We start from the raw sequence: 23,866 nt of genomic DNA on the forward strand, positions 1-23,866 counted from the left end.
GTTTTTCAGACCAAATTCATAAAAATGGTGATAAGGATAATTACGAATGCCCCACCTAACGCTGTCCATTGCATACGGTCAGGTTTTTCCGGCCGACTATCCCATTTTTGCATGCCTCCATCTCCCTTCGGTTTTCTCTAATCCATACTATAAATTCCCTACTCTTTTAAGTCCTAAACGGAGGCTTCAAATTTCAATACTGTCCAGTCGATACGACCGTTTAATTTTCTTATTAAGAAAACGCTTACATATTTAACTGAATAAAAATTGTTTTGGGATTCGTTAAAATTAACTATCAATTATGAAGTACTCTATGTTATTCTCTTAATTATAACTAAATTTACATAAAGGAAATGGGAGGAAAAAGTTTATGACCAAGACAGCTGTTAGCGACTCTAAAACTGTACAAGTGGAGGATATCTTGATTGCTAACCAATTCCTTAAAGATGTCGTTGTACATACACCCTTACAAAAGAACAAACGACTGTCAGAGAAATATGGTTGCCATGTTTATATAAAACGCGAAGATTTACAACATGTCCGCTCTTTCAAATTACGGGGAGCATTTTATAAAATTAAACGTATAGAACGTGAAGCGAGGGAAAAAGGAATTGTTTGCGCAAGTGCGGGCAACCATGCACAAGGCGTAGCATATGCATGTGCCCAATTAGGCATCAGCGGAAAAATCTTCATGCCGCAAACAACACCAAAACAGAAGGTCAATCAAGTGGAGATGTTCGGAAAAAGCTTTGTCGAGATTATTCTTGTCGGAGATACATTTGACGATTCATCAAAACATGCGAAAAAATGCGCCGAAGATGAAAACCGAATCTTTATCCATCCATTTGATGATTTAGACATCATCGCTGGTCAAGGAACAGTCGCTCTTGAAGTGATGAATGACATCGAGGAACCAATCGATTTCGTTTTTGCGAGTATCGGCGGAGGTGGTTTGATGTCAGGTATCAGTACATATATTAAGAACCTTTCACCTGCAACAAAAATGATTGGAGTGGAACCTGAGGGAGCCGCCAGTATGAAAACCTCCATTGAAAAGGATGAAATTACAACTCTTAACCATATTGATAAATTTGTAGATGGAGCAGCTGTACAATGTGTCGGCAATCATAACTTTGAAATTTGCAGGAAATACGTTGATGAAATTGTAGCTATACCTGAAGGGAAAGTATGCACAGCCATCCTAAATCTTTATAATGAACACGCAATCATCGCTGAGCCTGCAGGCGCACTCCCTATTGCAGCACTCGATGACTATAAAGAGAAAATCAAGGGAAAGTCCGTAGTTTGTGTGATCAGTGGCGGGAATAACGATATTGGTCGTATGCAGGAAATTAAAGAGAAATCGCTTTTGCATGAGGGCCTACTCCATTATTTCATCATCAATTTCCCACAACGGGCAGGTGCACTAAGACAGTTTCTCGATACTGTATTAGGACCGGATGATGATATCACTACCTTTGAATATACAAAGAAGCATAATAAAGAAAACGGACCTGGACTCGTGGGGATAGAACTAAAAAGAAAAGAAGATCACGCAGGCCTTTTGCAACGCATGAAACAAAGCGGCTTTCCCTTCACAGAAGTAAATAAGGACAGCACCTTGTTTGAACTGTTGATATAGAATTGTGAAATTATGAAAACACCCTATCCATTCGGACAGGGTGCGTTTTCATTTCTATCGTTTTATGAATTTGCAAGGATCATTGCGATTCTATCAATTGTAGGGATTGTACTTTTCGTTTGTCCTTGTGTGAGAACGGTGAATATAAGCGTTTCGCCTTTTTTCGTTTGTACATAACCCGCCAGTGAACTCACTCGGTTTAGGTGTCCTGTTTTCGCAATGACTTTTCCTTTGACAGGGGCAGTTGTTAATCTGTTTCTTAACGTTCCACCTACGAATCTGTCATTTATCCCCGCAATTGGAAGTCCCTGGACAAAACTGCCGTACCATGGTGCACGCCGAACAAGATAAAGCAATTCTGATAATTGTTCAGACGTCACTTTATTATTATGGGAGAATCCAGATGCATCTTCAAAGACCCATTCAGATGAATTAAGACCAATAGATTCCGCGTATTCGAGCATAACTCGCAATCCTGAATTCCAGCTTCCTTCCCCATAAACTTTCCGGCCCATTGTTTTCGCTAAAATTTCTGCATGTGTATTATTACTTAACTTCATGAATGGTTTCATTAAGCTTTTCAATGGCATTGATTGTTTGGAAGTAATTAGTGAAACATTTGCTGGAGCTTGTCTACGGACTGTTTTCGAAGTGGCCGCAAATTTAATCCCTTTGGATGCCAATGATTGTTTAAAGACATCAAGCGTATAGGCGGTAGGGTTTGATACAGTTATCCATTGCTTACTACCTGCACTGCCTACCGGTACATTACCTGAAATAAGAATCGTGTTTGTTCCGGGTTGTCGTTTGATGGACAACGTATTTTTATATCCTTTTGGGACTGTTTTTGATTTATTGACGACTGTGACAATTTTTGTTGCTGGGCTCAACGTAACGTTCGCCTTATAGCCATTTTTAGCTGGTTTTGCATCCACGATTACGGTTCCGGCATCATAATCGGTATTTGGTGATAGGGTCAAACCAGATATTTGTGCAGCGTAATAATGCGTTTCATCCTCTTTATCAATACCTGGTGATAGCCTCACGGAATCGAACCAGCTATCATCTCCTACCAAATCACCGGTTATTTGTTTTACTCCCATTTTCGATAAGGCAGCAGCAAACTGGTCCAAATCATTCTTCATAAGAGTAGGATCGCCTTGTCCCCTTAGATAAAGGTTTCCTTTCAAAACACCTTTTGAAATAGTGCCATCTGTAAGTAAATCAGTACGGAATCGATATTCCTCGCCTAATGTTTCCAATGCAGCAGCAGAGGTTAATAGTTTCAGTGTAGAGGCTGGTGTTACTTTCTTTCCAGCGTTCGACTGATAAATAATCTCCCCTGTTGAAGCCTTCCGGACAGTGATGCTACTATTAGCAGATTTCATTAGGGATTCGCCCATAATAGCGTTTAAACTTTTTTCCATTGACTGGTAGTGACTTGATGCTTGTACTAAAGAACTTTTTGGGGTGACCGTGAACACAGCAGCAAACGACATCACTATGGCGACAATGACCATAGCGGCTTTTCTGAAAATCAAACTGTTTCCCCCTTCATCTCAGTTGTCGTTTTCAGTCTACCATTTTTTCTTTAATAGAGAAATAGATTTTGAGAATTTGGTCATATTGTTGTTCACAAACCAACTGAAATATACTTCACTTCGATATATTCATCCAGCCCATAATGTCCGCCTTCCCTGCCTAACCCACTTTGCTTGAATCCGCCAAATGGTGCCTGGGGAGTAGATGGTAACCCATCATTCAGTCCGACGATACCATATTCCAACTTCTCACTCATCCTGATTCCTCTTGATAAGTTCTCAGTGAATACATATGCCGCCAACCCATAGATCGAATCATTCGCCCGAGCAAGAACTTCCTCTTCTGACGAGAATGTTGTAATAGGCGTTACGGGACCGAATGTCTCTTCCTTCATACAAATCATCTCATCATTTACACCTGTCAAAATCGTTGGTTCATAAAATAAAGCATTGTGTCGTTTACCGCCGGCTACGACCTTTGCACCTTTCTCAACCGCATCGTCGACATGTCGTTGCACTTTTTGAATCGCATTTTCATCGATAAGAGGGCCGATTGTAACCCCTTCGTCCATGCCATTTCCGACTTTCAATTGTTTAACCCGCTCGGCCAGTCTGACGGAAAACTCCTCCACTACAGTTTCATGAACGTAAATTCGATTTGCACAAACACAAGTCTGCCCTGTATTTCTGAACTTCGCCGCCACTATACCTTCCACTGCCTTATCGAGATCACAATCATCCATGACTATTGCAGGCGCATGCCCTCCAAGTTCAAGTGAAATTTTCTTTACTGTATCGGCAGCACCGCGCATCAATAGCTTTCCGACTTCCGTCGATCCTGTGAATGTCAGTTTTCTAACACGTGGATCCTTAAGCCAAGTCTCCCCTATTGCCTTTGCGTCTCCCGTCACAACATTAATGACACCCTCCGGAATTCCTGCTGCCATTGCAAGTTGAGCCAATTTAATCGCAGTTAACGGTGTTTGTTCTGCAGGCTTGATCACAACAGTACATCCTGCAGCAAGAGCAGGTCCTACTTTTCTTGTAATCATTGCTGCCGGGAAATTCCAAGGCGTAATGACTGCCGTAACTCCTACAGGCTGTTTATGGATGAAAATCCGTTTATTTGCACTGGTTGCTGGAATCGTTTCACCATAAATTCGCTTTGCTTCTTCCGCGTACCACGAGATGAAACCATTCGCATAATTCATTTCACCACGGGCTTCTGCCAAAGGCTTCCCTTGTTCTTCGGTCATCGTTTCTGCAAGACCTTCAAGATTTTCATTGATCAATTCATGCCATTTGAATAAATAACTGCTTCTCTCATACGCAGAGAGCATTGACCAGTTTTGAAATGCCTCAGTAGCAGCATCTACTGCCAATCTTGCTTCTTCAGCTCCACCATCAGGAACAGTTGCAATTATTTCTCCCGTCGCAGGGTTAATGACATCAAATGAAGGAAGGTCTCCTCCGATTTCTTTTCCGTTGATTAACATTGAAAAAGCATTCATATCCATACCTCCCAAATTGTATTTTCTTATCCAATGTACCACTCTTCTTCCTATTTTTCTTCATTGAAGAGTTCAACATTCTTACTTTTCAAAAAATCAAAGGCTGTTCCGAACGGTCATTTACAATGACTATCGGGACAGCCCTCTTTGTTTTGGAAGTTATCGGTCAAATTCACAAAGTTATCGTCGTTTCATTACTTTAGGGCTATTCGAATCCTGAAGCAATTCAAGTTCGACGGCGTTCCCTCCATAGATAAAACTGTTCGATAAAAATCGCAATTACCGTTCCCGTTATAAGTCCATTCGACAAGACCGCAGAAATAGCATTTGGCAAATCGGACATGCTTTCTTGCGGGATGAACATGATACCAACACCAATCATCAATCCAATCGCCGCAACTTTGTAGCCACGTTCCTGGTTCGGCTCTACCGACAACTCACGAAATGCCATTTCCACCATTTTCGAGAATATCGCGAATGTGACAGCATAGGCAACAGGTGCTGGCAATGCCGCAAACACTGACATGATTGCAGGGAAAATGGTAATGAGGACTACAATGATACTTCCTACAATGAACGGCTTTATAGAAGCAATCCTTGTTGCACCTACAAACCCAGCTGCTCCGGAAATGGGTACCGGACCAATTGCAGAAAATAATCCTGCGAACAAGTGGTTCAGACCGGATGCTATCGATCCCTGTTTCATACGATCTGGCGGGGTAACTGAAAATGATTGTTTTAATAAGCTTTCCATTACCCGTATGGATGCCATCATATTGGCGATGAGCAATAGCGTTATAAATCCTGCAGTTATAAACATTCCACTATCCCATACCGGCATTCCGTATACAAGAACTTCAGGCAACTGAATCCATCCATCAAATTCGAATTGAATAAACTCCGCTTTTCCAATGACTAAAAAGAGAACCCAACCAATCCCTATCGACAATAGGACAGAATATCTTGTTACCCAAGGTACTTTATGATTCATTGTAATGAAAGTGACTAAGACAACAATAAGGCTGCCCAAAAACAGCAACCCATCAATCTTGTCATTAGGACTTTCTACTCCAACCATTCCTTTTAAAAACGTTCCGCTCAATTGTAAGATAAGCAGCATGAGGTATGTAAATGTGACGGCCGGTGTGAAAAGTGTTTTCATTTTAGAGATTAATCCGGTGACGGCTAATAGAATAAATAGGATTCCACTAACAATCATGCCGCTTTGCAAGGCTTGCAATGCATCCCCGCTTGTTGGATACATAACGCCCACCATGCCGGCATACACAACGAAAATTCCCCACCAGAGTCCAGCCGGCCCTTCATTAATCGGCAAACGGTGACCGACAAATGCTTGAATAAGACATGCCAAACCAAGTACAAACATCGTTCGTTGAATGAACAGCGTAGTTTCCACTGTATCCATACCAAAAACATGCGCTATTGCGATTGGTGCTGCAATCGAGGATGCAAGTAAAAAAACCGCCCACTGGAAGCCCCCAATAATATGTTTCATGTATACACCTCGAATTCTAATTCAGCATTTCCGATTTCAAGTATATCATGACAATTACAGTAAACGGGCTGTTTTCAGTCAACTCGGTTTATGTTTATTGCTATTTATAGTATCGGCATAGCTACGTATGAAAAACCCTTCCGTTTTAGACCATTCACAGTATAGAATCTTTTCTATTTCATCATACCCTTCTCCATGTAGACCCTCTTTTAACCAATGTTCTGTTTTACCGATAGCATTCAAAACCTCTAATTTCAATTCTCCCTCATCGACTAATAATACACTTGGTGCCTCTTCTTCCTTTCCTAACTTCAAGTCACCTGCCGTAACAGATTTGTACTTCGCAAAGGAATTGATGGAAATTTGCCCGCCCGGTTCAATATACATATCACGAACCTCTCTTAATGAAAAAATACCTTGCTGTCGTAGCATCGTCCGCACCTGCTCCATCTCCAATTGATTTCTTTTAAAGGCTTTTATATTGACCTTACCATCATCTATTAATTGATCAGGTTCCCCTTTTAGCATTATTCGTAAAGGATTGAAGCGGGCAACCAACTTTTCAATTAAATAAATAGAAGTAGCCCAAATAGCAAGTGAAAAGAGAAACATCCATATGGAAACTTTTTTATCATAAATACTTTCTTCAAGAATGCCGCCGAAAATGATCAAATAGATGATGTCATACGGAGTCATTTCGGCCAAATGTTTTTTACCTAATAGCCTAATGACCGCCATTAAGGCGATCAGACCAACAATGAGCTTCGACCCAATGATTACATAATCCATAACAATCGCCTCCAAATCTATTGATATAAAAAAATACCCGTTAATCGCTAACTTCAACCACCAATCGTTTTTTCATGAATGTTTAAGATTGAATGGTTGGGGTAGTTTATGTGTAGTAATCGATAGAACAATAACTTTACTCAGGAGGCGTTTGAATATGGTACAACGACATGTAGTAGGTTACTATGATACTGAAGCTGAAGCCGTGGCGGCAATCGAGGAATTGAAGAGACAAGGATATAGCTCAAATGACATTTCAATCATTAGTAAGGATAGGGATCATGTAGATAATATCGAAGAACAAACTGGAACGCATGCTGCGGACGGTGCAGCTACAGGAGCTGCAACTGGAGGTGTGCTTGGCGGTCTTGGAGGAATACTCGCAGGTATTGGTGCACTCGCCATTCCTGGTGTAGGACCAATTATAGCAGCAGGTCCAATTGTCGCAGGCATAACAGGTGCAGCAGCAGGAGCTGGAGTTGGCGGTCTTGCGGGAGCATTGATAGGTGCGGGTATCCCAGAAGATGAGGCTAATCGATATAATGATTACTTCAATGAAGGGAAGATCCTTGTTTTAATCGACGGGGAGTATGACTATCGCGAAGTTCGAATGGACTACCCGGATAATCCAAGATTATAAATATGAAGGAAGAAAAACGTTTTTTCCAGGCGTTACCGACTGTAGGCAAACACCATAAATTTTGTGTTTGCCTACAGTTTTTTTCTTTTTATAATATAAATTAAGCTACAAATGTTGATTTCCGCTGCGAGCGGACGCTTTCCGCGGGCACGGCTTCAGCCAATCGAACAACGAAGAGTTCGATTTGCCGTATTTTTGCGCTTTTTGCAGAAATTAAGGCAGCCGTTTTGCCATTCCTGCTCCCTTAGGGTCGCAATAAACATTGCTCGTAACGCTACGCTTTTACTCGCAAACGCCGTTCTACGTACCGGCGTTCGCTCTCCGCTCCAATCAACGGTGCTTCCTATTAAATGAATCTGAAACGCTCAATACTTAGCATTTTTTAATGTACTTTTTACTGATAATAGGTATGGATTTCTTGACATGGAATAGATCAACTTAATAGACTGCCAAAAATTAAAATAAAAATTATTATCCCAGATAGACCCAGTGTAATAAGGACTGAGCATATACTTATAGCGGTCGTTTTCCATCCTTTCAAATCTTTTAAACCAATGATGCTAAGTACAAACGTTGCCAACGTTATAATTAAAACAATGTTCAAGGGATGAGTTCCTGTTGTATCAGTAAATTTATCAATAAAACTTGCTGACGAAATTGTAATGAAAAACATAGGAACACAAATTAGAGAAAGTATAAACGACCACAAATTAATATTATTTCCCATTGATATTTTGTTTTGGGAGTTCATATTCCCATCCCCTTTTTACAATTTGCAGTATTAGAAAGTTAATCCACGTTATTATTGGTAGTGAAAACAACAATAGGTATAGATCCGGATAACCAATCCCAAAAAGACGTGTTTCTTCATTCATTTGGTAAGATAACATCATAGCAATTGATAAAATAAAAAAGTTGATGGCTACGGCTGACAGCATACTTAATAATTTTCGATTCGTCATTTTTATTAAATGTATTGATACAACTGACGAAATAAATAAAGAAAATAATATCGTAAATAAAATTAGGTTAATAACCTCCTTGGCATCCTTTAAATATCACGTTCGATTGCTTTCTCTTTCCCGTCATTTTTTTCGTAAATTCTTTTTAGTGTAGTATTGATATTAATAAGAGCCATTAAAATAAAACCAAGCATAATGAAGGTAACAATTTCACCCGTGAAAAATGCCACAATACCTAAAATCAAAGCATATAACGTATACGTCCAGTTACTCATCCCGCATGCTCCCTCTCTTTTTTTTCCTCCTACGATAAACTAATAGAAATACCCCTATTAATAAAAGTAGAAGTACAGCAATTACTTCGGTAATGTTAATACTGTAACCAAAATCTCCTTTAAAAAACGTGCTTTTCAACGGTTCTGTTTTGCCTAACCCCAATTTTTCCGCTAACTCTGCTTTTCTTTGTTTTAACATTTCATCACTCAAAATTATTCATCCCCCTCTAAAAACCTTTTCCCTTCAATTGCAAATAAAACTATAAACGGGAAGATACCATTGAATACATTCATCCAATGAAAAGGCGCCCTATGGGAATAGACTGCTTTTACCCATTTACCCGCACGATCTTCGACAGCAATAGCTTTCTTTGTAGATATACCACTTATTTCAAAATACCCTGTACCTATTGGATAGAAATTTGATGCATTCCCATAGTGGCTACCCGTCATATCATTGGGCTTTGTTTTGACCTCTCCTATTCGCTTGCCAATCAAACTATCAATTACTTCTTCATCCGTGACTTCGTATAATTTCCCATTCCAAACGACAAACTTAATAGCCCAACTCAACGCGTTAGCAGGCGAACTAGTTAAAAGGGTGATTATCAATAAACTCATTATTGTTTTCTTCATCTATTCCAACCCCTCTTTCGCAGATAACAAAAGGTACTGTGCATTCAAAAACCCTAATTATTCCATTTCAGCTATTATACCACGGATGTAATAATACTTTTCAAAAAATTCATTCCAATAAAAAATACACCTCATAGAAAAGGTGTATTTGGATTTTTAGTCGGTAAAACGAATTATATCATTTAGATAATGCTATTTTAATATGCGCCAAGTGGTGCTCTTCGTGCCAAGCTAATTTCCTAAGTTTTGTAGCGACGGTTATTTTCCCGTTCTTTTCATGTGTGAATGTCCGATCTAATTGCTCATCAGTTAGATGATTTCCTAAAGATACGATACGCTCGTTAATACCTTCAAGCATTTTAATGGAGCTTTCTGCTGGAAGCTGCGTATCCGGTTGGATAGCCCATTTTTCCTCATCAAATGCCGGTACTGTTGGATTTTCATCCGTCAATGCAAGCTTTAGACGTTGATACATGTTTAGCTGCGAATCCGCTATATGATGAACAAGTTGCAGCACCGTCCAAGCACCATCGCGGTAAGTTTTACTTAAGTCCTCGTCACCCAAATGGGCAACAGTCTCCCTTAACCGAGTCGTATAAGATTCGATTTCCTTTAGCCATTCTTGTACATTCTCCAATGTTACATTTTCCGGAACTTGCAACTCCCCAATTGGAAATCTTACGTCCATTTTACAATCCCCTTTTCTCTATTAAAATATTTTTAATTATTAGTGATATCAATTTCATTATACATTACTTTGTATTACCCAGCACTCAACACCATAAATATGCTATTAATGTCTTCGCTCTTGGCTTTAAACCATAAACTCAAAGCAGATTCTTTTTCACTCACATGAATGTATTTGTCATATAAGGTCATTTCATATATATCCCCAAAATATTTCAAATTACTATTTAATTCTTCGTTTTCCTCTTTCAGGCTGTTTATTTGAATCAGTAGTTCATCATTTTGATTCTCTAAATTCTTAACCTTTAGAGACATATTATTTTGTTGATTTGACATAACAACTAAGAGAATAACTAATGTTGCAATCAATAAAACACTTAAAACTTTGGACATGCCCTTCACATCTTCCCTCCCCAAAATATAAATCTATTTTATGATCACTATCATTCTCTTTATTTCACATCAAACATATATAGTTCATCACCATCTAAAAACAGCAACATATTCTCCCGGTTGTTCACTAATTGAGCTTCGACAGGCACACCATTCGGCTTCATTAGCTTGATTTCATGGAGTGTTTTAAACTTTTCGCCTTCACGCTGCATCTCAAAAATTGAATGGCGTCCGAAACTTTCCCGATATGCAACGACCGTCTCCCCGTTCACCGCAAAAAATTGGAATCCAATATCTTCCGGCGAATAATATACCGTCCGCCCCTCTTTCCGAATTCCTATCTTCGAATCAATACTGAAGAAAAACCAAATCTCGCCCTCGGGATTGCCATTCAAAGCCAAACATTCAAAAATAGAGTATTCCCTATCTTCTTCAAGGGAATCTATCTTACTACCCGTAGAATCCCATCCAACAAGCCCGCTCCTGCCGACCGGCACCTCCCAGCCATAATTTCCGAAAACCCCTTCATCAAAGTAGCCAGTCCAAATCTCCTGATTCCTTGCCACGTACACATGCTCAATCCCATCGCCCAAACAAAACGAACGGATAAAACGTCCATTCAAATCATACACCCTTGCATTTTCTTCAATATTCTTTGCGTTGTGGTAATACGAACGAGCGCAGACAAGCATGAAATGATCGTCTTCAATCGGCTGTAAAAAATGATAATTCCATGTTTCTTCCGGCAAATCGATCACATTCTTATTACCGTCCTTCAAATGCACGACATGATAACTGTAGCTCTTTTCGGTAACCGTTGCGGGAAAACTACCATTAATTAGAGGTGGAATTTCTTGCGCCAGTAAGACGAATACATCATTATGATGTCCGATTGCGATTGAACGCGGAATCGAATGTTTCAACTCCTCGTGCAGATTGGCTATAGGGGTTACCGGTATTTCAAGTATTGGTTTCATCAGATTCAGCTGCCCTTCATAGATTGACGTCGTACTTTTTATATTCATTGACAAACAAAGTGTTTGCAAATCTTGCAATTCCATTACCCCCTACAATCACCATCCCCTTTATTTGAAACTATTTTATTATCTTGTTTAACAGCTTCAGAACAAAGAAATAAATCACTGCACCGAAAAAACCAAAGAAGAACATAAAGTTGAAGATGCCAAATAGACCGATAGCGGCAAGACCTGCAAGAGTACCGAAACCACCAAGTACTAATACTTTCAGCCAATTGGGATAATTTTTTGTACGAGCAGAAAAGTCAATATACAAGGAGATGGGTAACGCTCCAAACGCAAAAAACGGAAATGAATAAACTGCCACCACAATGACGGTTGGGCCTATACTCCATGAGTCCTCAAATGAAATTGCCGAATAAATTGCCAGTAAAAACCCGAAAAGGACAGGAGATATTAATAGTGTTAATAGATAAATAGACGAACGGTCAAATATCTCTTTATAACTTGAAGTCATAGGAAATCCACCCTTCCCACAATCAATTTACAACAGTCTTTTGAAGTTATTTAATAATTACAGTTAATGATACTACTCTTAATTCGACAATATCCGTAAAAACCCTCTTAAAGACAAATAAGCCAAATTCCATCCGTATCAGATTGGAAATTGACTTATGTTGTCCCGATAATTTAACCTTGTCTTTGTTTATGCCGAAAGTTTTCGCAAATCACCATGACCTTGCCGCGTCTTCTAATAACTTTACATTTTTCACAAATTGGCTTAACTGATGGTCTAACTTTCATTTTTTAACCCCCGTTTCGGTAATAGCTTCCTTTATATTATTCCCTATCCTCCTATTAACATGACTGCATACCTTCAATTTCAGCTTCCAAAAATGGAATTAATTCACATGATTAAAAAGGAGCTTTCAATCCATCATAACGCTGGGAGGTGATAATAATGACAAACAATAATAGAAACCAAAACAATGATCAAAACAAAAATCGTAATAACAATCAAAATAAAAATCAAAATGAAACGCGTACAGAATTCGGTCGAGAATTCGATTTTAATACTAACAATAATAACCGAAAAAACGATAAGAACAACCAAAATGATGATTGTATCGATTGTTAAATCTTATATAAAAATAAAAACGACAGGATCACTTCTGTCGTTTTTTCTTATTTGATCCTCATGCCCAAGGTTCAACATAGATATCTTTGACCCTCAATAATATCCTCTGTGGTACGCCTCCATCTAACTTCTTGATCGGGACAATAATGATAATGGATTTCTTTTACTTCTTCGATCCGCGTAGCTGCTACATACTCTTTTGTTGCATAGACGATATCCCCGCGTTTTAACACGCTGCCATCCTTTATTTCCACATCAACGACAGTTATCATGTCAAATTCATTCTGCTGCAATTCCTTGATCAAATCCTCTGTTTCGGGATAATTCCCCCAAATAATATGCGATGTGTGCATGATTACACTCCCTTATTATTCCTTAACCTCTATTATAACAGAACACATTAACTATTTTCTGACTATATTTAGAAAGTTAACTCAAAAAACACACCCTCCTCGTCGTAAAGAAGGTGCGTAGGGCTTCTATAGTTTTATGAATGACATTTATGTGAAATACTCCAGTTTTGCTTCCGGAAAGAATTTTTCCATATATGCATACAGATGACTTTTTATATCTTCTTCTTCATCTTTTTGATAAATGTATTTTCCAATTCCATATTTACCCCATTTATATCTACGCTTTTCCTCATCCAATTCCAATTTTGTCATTGGGTAATTTTTTTCTATAACTCGCTTGGCCGGTTTCGTAAAACGGTGTTGGATGAATTCAAAGGTAAGATCCTTTTTTGCTTCAGGTGGCAATTCTGCTTCAAGACGTTCAAACATATGGTAATAGCCATCTTCCCAGCCTTCATGTAGATAAATCGGAGCAACAATAAAACCAAGAGGATATCCTGCCCGTGCTACCTTTCCAGCGGCCTCAATCCGTTTTGCCAAGGGTGATGTCCCGGGTTCAAAATACTTGATGACATAATCAGCATTCACACTAAAGCGAAAACGGGTTTTCCCATTATGCTTTGCATCAAGTAAGTGATCAACGTGATGGAACTTCGTGACAAATCTCAGTTTCCCATATTCGGATTTCCCGAAATGTTCAATAGCCCGTTTTAATGTATGCGTCAATGAATCAATGCCAACAATATCGGATGTACAAGAGGCTTCAAATCTTGTAAAATCCGGGGCGCGCTCAGCCATATATCGATCTGCAGCATCAAGGATTTCATCCACATTCACATATGTTCGAATATAAGGTTTATTTCCCATCGTTGTTTGTAAATAGCAATAATGACAATGTCCCATACAACCTGTGGCGAACGGAATAGCGTACTCCGCAGAAGGCTTTGAAGTGTCAAATTTTAGTGTTTTTCTTATTCCAACGACCAATGTGGATTTGGCAATTCGATATCGCTGGAAATCATTATCACCAGGAAGATTTCTAACCTGATTATGGGAGGTTGTGTATCGAATTTCAACATCGGTTTTCTCAAACTTATCCAATAGTTCCCTACCTAATGGATAATTAAGAGCATCCGGTTCAAAATAAACAAGCTTAGGTGAAAACGGCTTATTCATCCAATCGACCTACCTCAGAATCCCCTAAATAATAGTTATAGGCTTGGTTCGCATCCTCTTCTGATGAATAAACGGCCATTTCATCGGATATTGGGTAGAATTCTTCATAAAGGAATAAAGCAAGTTTATCTGGTTCCTCTGGATGGTTGACTACGGCAGCGGACTGTACATTTGCTACATCTTGGGTGTGGGGATTACGGTAAAAAACGTAAACTATATCCCCCGCTTTATAAGAGTCATTCATTCCTGACATTTCCTCACTCCTACTCCGTTTTGCTATCCATTTTACTATGACCCATATCTTCGATAATAAACATGAAATCACTGGATAGAAAATAGGAATATAAACAAATATTAGGAATCAGGATTACAGGACTTTTTTAAAGACATAACTTACTTTGTCATAACCCATTTTCCCTTCATAGAATCGATGAGCATCAGTTCGATGCAAACCTGATGATAAAGCCACGGTCTTATACCCATTGTTTTCTGACCATTCATGGACAAAAGATAGAAGCTTTTCACCATATCCATTAGACCTTTTGTTTGTATCGGTCACTAAATCACATACCCAAACAAAACGGCCATAGTAAAGTGTAATCATTGGTTTAAACCCAGTAACCGCAACAATTTCCCCTTGGTCAAACATAGCAAACATTTTGTACATATCTTTTTCCATGGCTTCTGTAACGAGATCCAAATAGTCTCTTTCAGTTAGATGCGTTCGCAATTGATTCATCACTGGAAAAGCTTGAAGAATTTCCTGTGGTGTGTGGAGTTCCTTGATAGTAGATGTCCCCATTATGCAATCTCCCTTAAATAGATTTAGGTTCCACTCAATAAAATTCATCCATTAGTTGATAGAAATCGACCTTAGATTCATCTAATTCTTTTATTCCATAACCCGCAAGAAAATAAGGAACATAATCCTTGCCAAAATTATAGGAAATGCTTCGTATCGCCAATGCCAAATCTTGATATTTGTCTGCAACCCCTGCCCGTCCCCAATCTATATAACCGCTTACTCTTTGATTCTCCATAATCACATTCGGCAAACAATAGTCACCATGAGTAAAGACGAGTTCCTCATCCAACGGCTTATTGGAGACGAGTTCCTCAAAAAGATCGATTGCTTTCCTTCCCATTCGTACTTCATCAAAATCGTCTTCGTCAACAAGTCCCTTGCGCTACTCTATTCTTCGCCTCTTCTATTTTCACACTCAAGCTTTGAGTAAAGGGGCAATCACCGATCCCTATACTATGAATAGTCATAAGTCCGGCTCCTAATGACTCTATCACTGCAGGCAAATTGCCTCGATGTGATTGATCCGAAGCATTCACACCTTTAATCTCAGACATTAACAGATATTCATTTGCTTCGTCCTTCTCGTAGAATAAGACACGTGGCACAGGCAGCTTACCTTCCAACCACTTCATCTTTTCCTTTTCATCAAAGAGACGTTCTACCGTATGAACCGGCTGTACTTTAAGATATCGGTGTTCATGTGAGCCTTTCAACAAGAAGGTCATCGCTTCCGAATGCCCAATTGTTATCGGTTCCCAATCGAATCCGTTTGTTAATTTTGCTAAACTCAAAGGAATCCCTATCAACTAAACCACCGCCACTTTAAACTATTTAAACCCCATTTTGTAAAAAACTTTGCCACTCTTTAATAGATAAACTCCAAGCAATAACTGAATAACAGTAATTAGGAGGTTATGAATAATGAATTCTACTTGCCCATTTGTATCTATTAATTTTGCGGAGGATACAAACATGATATTAGCGACTAACTGAAACGCTTTCGGGATTGAATAAATAATTAACACCAATCCAGCCAACTTCATAAATAGCATGAACAGCTCTCCGGCCTTAGCATCGTATTTCTCCTCTGAACCCCGGAAAGCAAATTGAATGATCGCCTCACCACTCTTTAATAGGTATATCCCAAGTGCCAAAAGCAAGACAGGATAGACCGCCTGAAAGATAAGGGAAAGTCGATAATTCGTTAAATCACTAGCAGACATTAAATCTGATAAGTTGTAAATAGAGTAGAACGAATAAACAACAGTAACAACATGGGTCAAACTCCAAACAATTGTTAGAATACCGATCAACTTTAATCCTGCCCTAAAAAAAGCTGTAGGCTGAAACATTTGAACACCCCTCTTTTTATCTATTTGTTGGTTTACATGATACTAATGAAATATAAGCGTTTTCATAAGCAATTATGCTGTCAATTAACTTCGATAATTCATATGTTGTTGGAAGATTTGAACTTAACTTCGCTATTTCTCTAAGTTTAATATAAATTGATCTTGCTTCATCAAACTTCTTCTGCTTCAGTAAGACGTTTACTCTCAAATAGTTCAAATGCAAGCTCCAACTTACTATCAATAGATTCTGCTCTTCCCACTGTTCCCCCTCCCCCTATTTATCTCTTTAAAGCCAATTATATCATGAAGTTAGGAACCGTTTTCTAAACACTCACTAAAGATTAAAAATACACCCTCCTTTTAATTTGGAGGGTGTAGCACAATGTTTCAATTTTGCCGCTCAATTTGATAAAAATTTATATATTCTTTCAAGTACGAGCAAATCAATTCGGGAAACGCTCGTTTATCCCGAGAACCGCTCGTTTATCCTGAAAAACGCTCGTTTATCCCGAGAACCGCTCGTTTATTCCAGAAACCGCTCGTTTATCCTGAAAAACGCTCGTTTATTCCAGAAACCGCTCGTTTATCCTGAGAACCGCTCGTTTATCCCGAGAACCGCTCGATTATTCCTCAAGAAGTTCATTTCCATTTAAATGAAGAAAAGCCGATCAAATACCTCATTGATCGGCTTTTCTCTTTCACATTATACAATTAAAGCGGCACCACTCGAAGAATGGATTTATTCCGCATGAAACTCCGCAAGGAATTCCTTCACTTTGGCTGGATCCGCAACTAATTCGTTGCCTGTGTTGACTAATGGACTTACCGTTGAGTAAGCTTTCTTTTTATTCCCTTGATAATAATTCAAGAACTCATTTTGGTTGATGGAATACAAAACGGCTTTCCGTAAGTTTTCGCTCTTCGCCACATCGCGGTCTCCCGCGTTGAAGACCAAGTAAGCGACTGCGTTGCTGTCGTTCTTCTGCAAGACGAGTTTGTCATCATTTTCAACGAGATCATACTTCGTCTCCGGAACACCGTTGAAGAAATGGATTTCGCCGTTACGTAATGCGGATAATGCGCTGTCTGCGTCTTGAATGAATCGGACAGTTACACTAGAAATCTTCGGTTCGAATTCACTGCCCGCGCGATACGCCGGGTTTTTTGCGAAGTCTGCTTGGTAATCGTTTTTCTTCACAAGAATATATGGACCACTCGCATATAGATGGTTGTTATAGGTAGAACCTTCTGTAACGGTACGCTGATCGCCGTATGGAATGTCTTTATTCACATCAAAAGAAGCTACATCGTACGTGTTAATGCTTTCCACTTGTTTTTTCGACACGATCCCTGCGGATTGGTGTGCCAAGTAGTTCAACACTTGTGGAAACGGCTCATTTGTCGTTACCTTTATCACCTGGTATTTTCCAGCTTTACTATCGGCTGCTGACTTATCTCCAACAAGTTCAGAAATGTTAACTTTTAGTCCTTTTTCAAGTGCCTCTCGGATTGACGCTTCCCCACCGGATTGTTTTACGTTTTCAAGCTCAGTAAGATCCGTCACAATTTCGACGTTCTTGATGCTTTCATGTAAGCTGTACGTTCGGTGATCCGGCACGGAATTTTTATCTTTCGCACGGTTCAATGAAAACACAACATCATCTGCGCCAACGCGCTCCCCTGTATCTACCGCTGTTCCTCCCTCAACTTTAGCAAAGTTGATATCATCTCGAAGAATGAAGTAATAGTCTGAGTTGCCTTCGCCGATCGCATAGTTATACGAAAGCGATCCATCTGAAACTACTTTGTCGTCATCTGTCAAATTGACGAGACGCACATACATATTCGTGTTCAACGTATTGATAGAACCGTCATTCCCTTTGATCGGGTCAAGGGAAGTTAATGATCCGATTGCCTGTTGAGCTATCAACGGCATACTTTCGCGCTTCGATGCATCATTGAAATCGATTGTTTCCCACGCGATTGCGCGTGATTTTGCAAGTCGTACTGTTCCCGGGTTCAATACATCTTTATTAACCCCTTGTGCTTTGAATGAATTATAAAGCGGTGCAATATATGCTTTCTCTGCTACAAGTCTTTGTTCAAGTTGCTTATACGTTTCTTGGTATTCATCTGATGTTTCAGTACTTGCTTTTTCTATTAATTTATCAACTTCTTCGTCACTAATATTACTGTTGTCACCGTCAGATTTGAACAAAGAGCGAACTGCATAATCCGGGTTCCCTGTTACAGTCGTCCAGCTGGATAATGCAATGTCGAAATTCCCTGCATCACGTTGCGCTTTGAAGCTACCGTAATCCGGTTGGATATTCAATTTCACGTCAAAGCCGTTTTTGATGAGCTGGTCGCGGACGATATTCATATCTTCCTCCCCTGAGCTCATTCCAAGTAACTCAATCGTCACTTTGCCGTTGTTGCCGCCACCTTTTGTATCTCCTTTTTCTTTCTCACCGGACACATCTGATTTTGTTTGCACACAGCCTGCCAACACAACGACAAGCGCAAGCATGAGGGTTAATAATCTTTTACCCATCATCAATTCTCCTTTTCTATGATGCTTATATTTGTTATTCCCTTTTGGGAGAAATTCACTTAATCAAGTCTTGGGTCAAGCGCATCTCTCAGTCCGTCCCCTAAAAAGTTGAAGGAAAGGACGAGCAAAATGATCGCTAACCCTGGAAAAATCGCTAAATATGAATGGGATTCCAAATACGTACTGCCTACCCGCAAAATATTCCCCCACTCAGGAATATGCGGTTCGACGCCAAGACCTAAATAACTCAAACTACTTGTTGCAATAACGGCTCCTCCTATAGTCAGCGTTGACTTGACGATCATCGGTGCCAACGAATTAGGAACGACTTGCTTAAAGATGATCGACATATCCGACGTGCCGAGCGCACGAGCCGAATCGACGAAATCATAATTCGACACCATGAGGACATTCGCCCGCATCGTTCGCGCATATGTCGGAATCGACCCGACGCTGAGCGCGATGATCAAGTTCACCGTATTCGCACCGAACGCAGCAATAATGGCAATCGCAAGCAAGATTCCAGGAATCGCATACAGCACGTCAAGCACACGCATGATCATATTATCTGTCCGGTTGCTGTAATAACCAGCGATTCCACCAAGGAATCCACCGACTACCGCCGGGATGAGCGTTGAAGCAAATCCGACAATCAAGGAAATCCTAGCGCCGAATATAATTCGTGTAAATACGTCTCGGCCGAAGTTATCTGTACCGAACGGATAGGCCAAGTTTGGAGTTTGTAGGATGTTGCCGTAATCATTTTCGACCGCAAGTGAATAATCGAACGTGAACTCGCTCACAACCGAAATCGAAAACATTAGGATAATGAAAAACATCCCTAACGTCGCTGTCGAATTCCGCGTAATCTTCTCCCACATCACATTCCATTTCATAATGCGCGAGTGGTCTTTGCTCATTGATTTAAGCAAAAGGCTCCACCCTAATAGCAACGCGAACAAATTTCCCGTTGCTGCAGTGAGAATGACGATGACTGCTATTGTTGCCATCCACCGTGGAGCACTAACATCTGTTACCGATCTCGTCACGAGTATTATTACCACCAAATGGAAAACGGCTACGACGAGCAAAACAAGCATTGCAATTGGAAACGTGTCCGTGACGTATGGTTTGAAAATATTCACTGCCGAAATCGCTATGACGAATAGTTGGGTCAAAAACATGTAGACAGCGAATGTATATTCGGGCGTCTTCCGTTTATTGATAAGATTAAATGCGAACGCAGCCGTGAAGATATTGCCTGTCATTAAACTAAGCAGCTGTATATACCCCAACCGGCGAGTCCCTCTGCGGATTTCACTATTATTCAACAGATCTCTTTTCATCTTCCATGTGATAAACAGCTGTAAAAGAGTTGTTATTAAATAAGCGATGAATATTGCGAAAACAATCGTATTCAGTTCCCCGGTTTTGAACGAGAAACTGTTCCCTAAGAAGATCAACGCGACGACCAATGAAATGATCCAGGTGAAATTCGCTTGCGGGTATTCTTTTGATACAGCCAATGCATGCCGATTTTTCAGCTTCTCTTCCATCTTTTCACCTGCTTTATGTTTGTTTCATTTTCGAACGGATCCGCGGATCGAGGAATGCGTACAAAATGTCAATCAGCAAATTTACGAGCGAAATCGTAATTGCAATATAGACGACGCCGCCCATGATAGCCGGGACGTCCGGGATGAATTGCTTATCGACGATGTAGCTGCCGATCCCTTTAATATTGAATACTTTCTCGGTCACAGCAGCGCCGCCTAACATGCCCCCAAACATGAGACCGATAACGGTAATGACTGGGATCATCGCATTTCCGACTGCGTGCTTCCAAAGCATCTGGCTCTTTGTTAGCCCTTTCGCGCGTGCCGTAATGATGTAGTCCTCATGGATGATTTCAAGCAACGAAGACCGCATCATCCTTGCGATCGAAGCAGTAAGTCCAGTTCCTAAAACGACAACTGGCATGATGATCGATAATGCATTCCCCGGGGTATAAGTGGCTGACAACCAACCAAGCTTGATCGAGAAATTCAAGATGAAGATCAGACCTTGCCAGAAATTCGGAATCGATAGCCCTAACAATGCAATGAACATGAATGTCGTATCCAAAAACGAATTCGGCCGAGTCGCAGACAAAATGCCGACGGGGATTGCAATGACAATAGCCATTAGGACCGAGAAGATTGCAATCGTAAGGGTAATCGGGAATTTATTTGCAATACTCGACGCGATATCTTCATTGCCCGCAAAAGATGAACCAAGATCGAACGTTGCAATTCCTTTCAGTGCATTCCATAGTTGCTGCAAATATGGCAGGTCAAGTCCATGGATTTGATTAAACGCTGCAATCTGTTCCTTCGTCGCCGATTCTCCAAGAATGTTAGAAGCGGGATCGAATGGTGAAATATAAAGAATGGAAAAGACGAGGATCCCTACCCCAATAATGACAAACACACTTTGGACGAGTCGCTCCATTATATATTTCAAAAACGGGTTGCTGATCAGAAACAGCCAAGCATACATAAGGACACCCGGCACAAGCGTTGCGAGAAGGAACATCGGCCGTTCAAGGAGTGATAAAAAGTACGAAGAATACGTCTCTTTACGAACACCTACTTGCGAAAGCCGTTCATCGGTCCGTCGCCCAACCTCTTGCTGAAACCGTTCGGCCGCCAATTTTTCTGCTTGAAGGCGAATTTCATTCGGATTTTTCTTCTGCTGGAAAAATTCCGCTTTACGCAGCAACTGATCTTTGTACTCGTGGAATAAATGATCTTTCCGACCTTCATCTGTAAGCTCCCTTTGGACATCTGCCATCGTCGCTTCGTATGTACGGTCTTTTTTCTTCAATAAATAAAAGAGATAAACGAGTATATGGAGAGGCAATCCTGTTAAATAGAGCAGGAATCGATACATTGACCTTCCATGCGCCTCATTATAAGTTCTTTTGAGCAAGGCAGATATGCCCAGTTTCATTCAAATTCCCTCCTGCCCATTCTTGTATAATTCCTATCGGTATACTATACTATAACTAAACAGAAAAGTTGTCAATTTACTAAACTTATTTTGATAACCGATTGGGGGAACCTTTAATGTCGGATACTATATTAAGAGTGTCAGACCTGCATGTTTCATTCGCCGGAAGGGAAAAAGATTTCGATGCAGTACGCGGCGTCAGTTTTGAATTGAAAAGAGGGGAAACATTAGGTATCGTCGGTGAATCCGGTAGTGGAAAAAGCGTCACTGCGCGTTCTATCATGCGTTTACTGCCTTCCCCTCCTTCCTATATGAAGCAAGGAAAAATCGAATTTCAAGGGCAAGACCTTTCCTTGAAAACGGAGAAAGAAATGGAGAGCATCCGTGGGAAAGAAATCGGTATGATCTTCCAAGATCCGATGACCTCTCTAAACCCGACTATCCGGGTCGGAAAACAAATTGCCGAAAGTCTACTGAAACACAGAGGATTATCCAAAGCGGAAGCAAAGAGAGAAGCGATCGAGCTATTGCAACTTGTCGGCATCAAAGACAGTGAGAAACGATTCAATCAGTATCCCCACGAATTTTCAGGCGGCATGCGCCAACGTGTCATGATAGCCATCGCGCTCGCGTGTAGGCCTTCCCTCTTAATAGCGGATGAGCCGACAACTGCACTTGACGTCACGATTCAAGCACAAATTTTGGAACTAATGAAGAGCATGCAAGATCGTCTCGACACGTCCATCATCCTCATTACGCACGACTTTGGTGTCGTCGCAGGAATGTGCGACCGTGTCGTTGTCATGAAAGACGGGGAAATTGTCGAAACAGGCACGACACTTGAGATTTTCGAAAACCCGCAGCATCCATATACGAAAAAACTATTGAATGCCTTGCCACGACTTGATGAAAAAAAGAAGCCAAAACGTACTCCACGTATTAAGGAAGGTATAGATTCATCAATTCCACTCGTTCAAGTGAATTCACTACGCCAGCATTTCGACAGCGGAAAAGGTGAATTGACGAAAGCGGTCAATGATATCAGCTTCTTCATACGCCCAGGCGAAACATTGGGACTCGTCGGCGAATCCGGCTCCGGCAAATCGACGACTGGCCGTGCCATCTTGCGGCTTAATGAACCGACTTCAGGAGACGTCCTCTACCAAGGAATCGCCGTCAACCGGTTGTCGAAAGATGAAATGAAAACGATGCGCCGCCATATGCAGATGATTTTCCAGGATCCTTACTCATCGCTGAACCCGCGCTTCAAAGTGCTCGACATCATCGGGCAGGCGCTCGATATCCATAAATTGAGCAGTTCAAAGACAGAGCGAAGGAAACGTGTAGAGGAACTGCTCGAAATGGTCGGCCTCGAAGCAGCGCATGCCAATCGGTATCCTCATGAATTCTCAGGTGGCCAGCGCCAACGTATCGGCATCGCCCGCGCATTAGCGGTCGAACCAGACTTCATCGTCTGCGACGAGCCATTATCAGCACTCGACGTCTCCATTCAAACTCAGATCGTCGACTTGCTCGAGGATCTCCAACATAGGCTGGGGCTAACGTATTTATTCATTGCCCACGACCTGTCGATGGTGAAGCATATAAGCGACCGTGTCGCTGTCATGTACGCCGGCAAAATCGTCGAACTCGCGGAAAGCGAAGAGCTGTACAGTAACCCGCTACACCCGTACACAAAATCATTGCTCTCAGCAATCCCGATCCCAGATCCACGGATCGAAGCAAACAAAAAACGCTACATCCCGGAAGAAGGCAACACTGCAGACCGCTACAACCTGCAAAACGCCCAATTAGTCGAAGTGTCAAAAGGACATTGGGTTGCAATTTAAAAATACCTATCTACCCTTTTAAGAATAAGGCTATGTTAAATAGTATTGTTGAAATTGAAGGAATTAAAAAGGACCTTT

Annotated in this window: 25 protein-coding genes and 1 pseudogene; 4 read left to right on the forward strand and 22 right to left on the reverse strand. The window is 40.7% G+C overall.

Annotated features, from left to right (window positions below):
* The first annotated feature begins 370 nt into the window (after window positions 1–370).
* Window positions 371–1,642, forward strand: coding sequence for a threonine ammonia-lyase IlvA (gene ilvA, locus NSQ43_RS11280; RefSeq protein ID WP_339250238.1), 1,272 nt, complete (start codon window positions 371–373; stop codon window positions 1,640–1,642).
* A 62-nt stretch (window positions 1,643–1,704) separates the two neighbouring features.
* Here ilvA and dacB read toward each other — a convergent pair whose 3' ends face one another.
* The 4 genes from dacB to NSQ43_RS11300 form a co-directional block, all read right to left on the reverse strand.
* Window positions 1,705–3,183 carry a D-alanyl-D-alanine carboxypeptidase/D-alanyl-D-alanine-endopeptidase gene (gene dacB, locus NSQ43_RS11285; protein ID WP_339250240.1) on the reverse strand — a complete coding sequence of 493 codons (1,479 nt, stop codon included), beginning with the start codon at window positions 3,181–3,183 and terminating at the stop codon, window positions 1,705–1,707.
* Window positions 3,184–3,275: 92 nt separating this feature from the next.
* Window positions 3,276–4,694 (reverse strand): NAD-dependent succinate-semialdehyde dehydrogenase, encoded by a 1,419-nt coding sequence (locus NSQ43_RS11290; RefSeq protein WP_339250242.1) that lies wholly within the window; start codon window positions 4,692–4,694, stop codon window positions 3,276–3,278.
* 226 nt (window positions 4,695–4,920) lie between these two features.
* Complete coding sequence (locus NSQ43_RS11295; RefSeq protein ID WP_339250244.1) at window positions 4,921–6,210, reverse strand: purine/pyrimidine permease; 1,290 nt, start codon at window positions 6,208–6,210, stop codon at window positions 4,921–4,923.
* A gap of 78 nt (window positions 6,211–6,288) precedes the next feature.
* Window positions 6,289–6,999, reverse strand: a complete 711-nt coding sequence (locus tag NSQ43_RS11300; protein ID WP_339250246.1) for a DUF421 domain-containing protein — start codon at window positions 6,997–6,999, stop codon at window positions 6,289–6,291.
* Window positions 7,000–7,156: 157 nt separating this feature from the next.
* Here NSQ43_RS11300 and NSQ43_RS11305 point away from each other — a divergent pair, with 157 nt between their 5' ends.
* Window positions 7,157–7,639, forward strand: a complete 483-nt coding sequence (locus NSQ43_RS11305) for a general stress protein (protein WP_339250248.1) — start codon at window positions 7,157–7,159, stop codon at window positions 7,637–7,639.
* Window positions 7,640–8,690: 1,051 nt separating this feature from the next.
* On the opposite strand, the gene NSQ43_RS11310 is transcribed toward NSQ43_RS11305, so the two are convergent.
* From NSQ43_RS11310 to rpmJ, 8 genes are all read right to left on the reverse strand, one after another.
* A complete protein-coding gene (locus NSQ43_RS11310; RefSeq protein ID WP_339250250.1) occupies window positions 8,691–8,876 on the reverse strand; it encodes a hypothetical protein in 186 nt (61 codons plus the stop codon).
* The gene (locus tag NSQ43_RS11315) at window positions 8,869–9,087 is read right to left on the reverse strand and encodes an LPXTG cell wall anchor domain-containing protein (RefSeq protein ID WP_339250252.1); all 219 of its coding nucleotides are present in this window, start codon (window positions 9,085–9,087) and stop codon (window positions 8,869–8,871) included. The genes NSQ43_RS11310 and NSQ43_RS11315 overlap by 8 nt, the downstream gene beginning before the upstream one ends.
* A 2-nt stretch (window positions 9,088–9,089) precedes the next feature.
* On the reverse strand, window positions 9,090–9,512 hold the full coding sequence (locus tag NSQ43_RS11320) for a hypothetical protein (protein WP_339250254.1): 423 nt from the start codon (window positions 9,510–9,512) through the stop codon (window positions 9,090–9,092).
* Between the two features lie 178 nt (window positions 9,513–9,690).
* Window positions 9,691–10,200, reverse strand: coding sequence for a YfiT family bacillithiol transferase (locus NSQ43_RS11325; RefSeq protein WP_339250263.1), 510 nt, complete (start codon window positions 10,198–10,200; stop codon window positions 9,691–9,693).
* A gap of 74 nt (window positions 10,201–10,274) precedes the next feature.
* The gene (locus tag NSQ43_RS11330; protein WP_339250265.1) at window positions 10,275–10,601 is read right to left on the reverse strand and encodes a hypothetical protein; all 327 of its coding nucleotides are present in this window, start codon (window positions 10,599–10,601) and stop codon (window positions 10,275–10,277) included.
* A gap of 50 nt (window positions 10,602–10,651) precedes the next feature.
* On the reverse strand, window positions 10,652–11,647 hold the full coding sequence (locus NSQ43_RS11335) for a hypothetical protein (RefSeq protein ID WP_339250267.1): 996 nt from the start codon (window positions 11,645–11,647) through the stop codon (window positions 10,652–10,654).
* 40 nt (window positions 11,648–11,687) lie between these two features.
* Window positions 11,688–12,086 carry a hypothetical protein gene (locus NSQ43_RS11340; protein ID WP_339250269.1) on the reverse strand — a complete coding sequence of 133 codons (399 nt, stop codon included), beginning with the start codon at window positions 12,084–12,086 and terminating at the stop codon, window positions 11,688–11,690.
* A gap of 173 nt (window positions 12,087–12,259) precedes the next feature.
* Entirely contained in the window at window positions 12,260–12,373 is a 114-nt protein-coding gene (rpmJ, locus tag NSQ43_RS11345; RefSeq protein WP_283732031.1) for a 50S ribosomal protein L36, read from the reverse strand.
* 157 nt (window positions 12,374–12,530) lie between these two features.
* Between rpmJ and NSQ43_RS11350 the strand changes: the two genes are divergently transcribed.
* Window positions 12,531–12,707 carry a hypothetical protein gene (locus NSQ43_RS11350; protein ID WP_339250273.1) on the forward strand — a complete coding sequence of 59 codons (177 nt, stop codon included), beginning with the start codon at window positions 12,531–12,533 and terminating at the stop codon, window positions 12,705–12,707.
* A gap of 71 nt (window positions 12,708–12,778) precedes the next feature.
* Here the strand turns inward: NSQ43_RS11350 and NSQ43_RS11355 are convergent, their stop codons facing one another.
* The 10 genes and pseudogenes from NSQ43_RS11355 to NSQ43_RS11400 all read right to left on the reverse strand — a co-directional run bounded on the left by NSQ43_RS11355 (window position 12,779) and on the right by NSQ43_RS11400 (window position 21,878).
* Window positions 12,779–13,060, reverse strand: a complete 282-nt coding sequence (locus NSQ43_RS11355; RefSeq protein WP_339250275.1) for a hypothetical protein — start codon at window positions 13,058–13,060, stop codon at window positions 12,779–12,781.
* Window positions 13,061–13,207: 147 nt separating this feature from the next.
* On the reverse strand, window positions 13,208–14,236 hold the full coding sequence (gene splB, locus NSQ43_RS11360) for a spore photoproduct lyase (RefSeq protein WP_339250277.1): 1,029 nt from the start codon (window positions 14,234–14,236) through the stop codon (window positions 13,208–13,210).
* A complete protein-coding gene (locus NSQ43_RS11365; RefSeq protein ID WP_339250279.1) occupies window positions 14,229–14,489 on the reverse strand; it encodes a transcriptional regulator SplA domain-containing protein in 261 nt (86 codons plus the stop codon). Before NSQ43_RS11365 ends, splB begins: the two co-directional genes overlap by 8 nt.
* Window positions 14,490–14,603: 114 nt before the next feature.
* Window positions 14,604–15,038 (reverse strand): GNAT family N-acetyltransferase, encoded by a 435-nt coding sequence (locus NSQ43_RS11370; RefSeq protein ID WP_339250281.1) that lies wholly within the window; start codon window positions 15,036–15,038, stop codon window positions 14,604–14,606.
* 34 nt (window positions 15,039–15,072) lie between these two features.
* Window positions 15,073–15,396, reverse strand: a pseudogene (locus tag NSQ43_RS11375) (phosphotransferase); the annotation flags it as partial.
* A gap of 10 nt (window positions 15,397–15,406) precedes the next feature.
* The gene (locus tag NSQ43_RS11380) at window positions 15,407–15,847 is read right to left on the reverse strand and encodes a phosphotransferase (protein ID WP_339250283.1); all 441 of its coding nucleotides are present in this window, start codon (window positions 15,845–15,847) and stop codon (window positions 15,407–15,409) included.
* A gap of 21 nt (window positions 15,848–15,868) precedes the next feature.
* A complete protein-coding gene (locus tag NSQ43_RS11385; protein ID WP_339250285.1) occupies window positions 15,869–16,393 on the reverse strand; it encodes a hypothetical protein in 525 nt (174 codons plus the stop codon).
* Window positions 16,394–17,132: 739 nt separating this feature from the next.
* On the reverse strand, window positions 17,133–18,950 hold the full coding sequence (locus NSQ43_RS11390) for an ABC transporter substrate-binding protein (protein ID WP_339250287.1): 1,818 nt from the start codon (window positions 18,948–18,950) through the stop codon (window positions 17,133–17,135).
* Between the two features lie 56 nt (window positions 18,951–19,006).
* Window positions 19,007–20,503: an ABC transporter permease gene (locus NSQ43_RS11395; protein ID WP_339250289.1), complete on the reverse strand. Its 1,497-nt coding sequence runs from the start codon at window positions 20,501–20,503 to the stop codon at window positions 19,007–19,009.
* 13 nt (window positions 20,504–20,516) lie between these two features.
* Window positions 20,517–21,878 carry an ABC transporter permease gene (locus NSQ43_RS11400; RefSeq protein WP_339254891.1) on the reverse strand — a complete coding sequence of 454 codons (1,362 nt, stop codon included), beginning with the start codon at window positions 21,876–21,878 and terminating at the stop codon, window positions 20,517–20,519.
* Between the two features lie 176 nt (window positions 21,879–22,054).
* Between NSQ43_RS11400 and NSQ43_RS11405 the strand changes: the two genes are divergently transcribed.
* On the forward strand, window positions 22,055–23,788 hold the full coding sequence (locus NSQ43_RS11405) for an ABC transporter ATP-binding protein (protein WP_339250291.1): 1,734 nt from the start codon (window positions 22,055–22,057) through the stop codon (window positions 23,786–23,788).
* Window positions 23,789–23,866 lie beyond the last annotated feature (78 nt).

Source organism: Sporosarcina sp. FSL W8-0480, assembly GCF_037963765.1.
Lineage (GTDB): Bacteria > Bacillota > Bacilli > Bacillales_A > Planococcaceae > Sporosarcina.

Bases quoted from the DNA above. Each gene is read 5' to 3' on its own strand.
- NSQ43_RS11320 (WP_339250254.1), bottom strand. From the start codon at position 9,512: ATGAAGAAAACAATAATGAGTTTATTGATAATCACCCTTTTAACTAGT.
- NSQ43_RS11400 (WP_339254891.1), bottom strand. From the start codon at position 21,878: ATGTATCGATTCCTGCTCTATTTAACAGGATTGCCTCTCCATATACTC.
- ilvA (WP_339250238.1), top strand. From the start codon at position 371: ATGACCAAGACAGCTGTTAGCGACTCTAAAACTGTACAAGTGGAGGAT.
- NSQ43_RS11395 (WP_339250289.1), bottom strand. From the start codon at position 20,503: ATGGAAGAGAAGCTGAAAAATCGGCATGCATTGGCTGTATCAAAAGAA.
- NSQ43_RS11300 (WP_339250246.1), bottom strand. From the start codon at position 6,999: ATGGATTATGTAATCATTGGGTCGAAGCTCATTGTTGGTCTGATCGCC.
- NSQ43_RS11390 (WP_339250287.1), bottom strand. From the start codon at position 18,950: ATGATGGGTAAAAGATTATTAACCCTCATGCTTGCGCTTGTCGTTGTG.
- NSQ43_RS11350 (WP_339250273.1), top strand. From the start codon at position 12,531: ATGACAAACAATAATAGAAACCAAAACAATGATCAAAACAAAAATCGT.
- NSQ43_RS11310 (WP_339250250.1), bottom strand. From the start codon at position 8,876: ATGAGTAACTGGACGTATACGTTATATGCTTTGATTTTAGGTATTGTG.
- NSQ43_RS11370 (WP_339250281.1), bottom strand. From the start codon at position 15,038: ATGGGGACATCTACTATCAAGGAACTCCACACACCACAGGAAATTCTT.
- NSQ43_RS11355 (WP_339250275.1), bottom strand. From the start codon at position 13,060: ATGCACACATCGCATATTATTTGGGGGAATTATCCCGAAACAGAGGAT.
- NSQ43_RS11365 (WP_339250279.1), bottom strand. From the start codon at position 14,489: ATGTCAGGAATGAATGACTCTTATAAAGCGGGGGATATAGTTTACGTT.
- NSQ43_RS11340 (WP_339250269.1), bottom strand. From the start codon at position 12,086: ATGACTTCAAGTTATAAAGAGATATTTGACCGTTCGTCTATTTATCTA.
- NSQ43_RS11305 (WP_339250248.1), top strand. From the start codon at position 7,157: ATGGTACAACGACATGTAGTAGGTTACTATGATACTGAAGCTGAAGCC.
- NSQ43_RS11295 (WP_339250244.1), bottom strand. From the start codon at position 6,210: ATGAAACATATTATTGGGGGCTTCCAGTGGGCGGTTTTTTTACTTGCA.
- NSQ43_RS11290 (WP_339250242.1), bottom strand. From the start codon at position 4,694: ATGAATGCTTTTTCAATGTTAATCAACGGAAAAGAAATCGGAGGAGAC.
- NSQ43_RS11325 (WP_339250263.1), bottom strand. From the start codon at position 10,200: ATGGACGTAAGATTTCCAATTGGGGAGTTGCAAGTTCCGGAAAATGTA.
- NSQ43_RS11405 (WP_339250291.1), top strand. From the start codon at position 22,055: ATGTCGGATACTATATTAAGAGTGTCAGACCTGCATGTTTCATTCGCC.
- NSQ43_RS11385 (WP_339250285.1), bottom strand. From the start codon at position 16,393: ATGTTTCAGCCTACAGCTTTTTTTAGGGCAGGATTAAAGTTGATCGGT.
- rpmJ (WP_283732031.1), bottom strand. From the start codon at position 12,373: ATGAAAGTTAGACCATCAGTTAAGCCAATTTGTGAAAAATGTAAAGTT.
- splB (WP_339250277.1), bottom strand. From the start codon at position 14,236: ATGAATAAGCCGTTTTCACCTAAGCTTGTTTATTTTGAACCGGATGCT.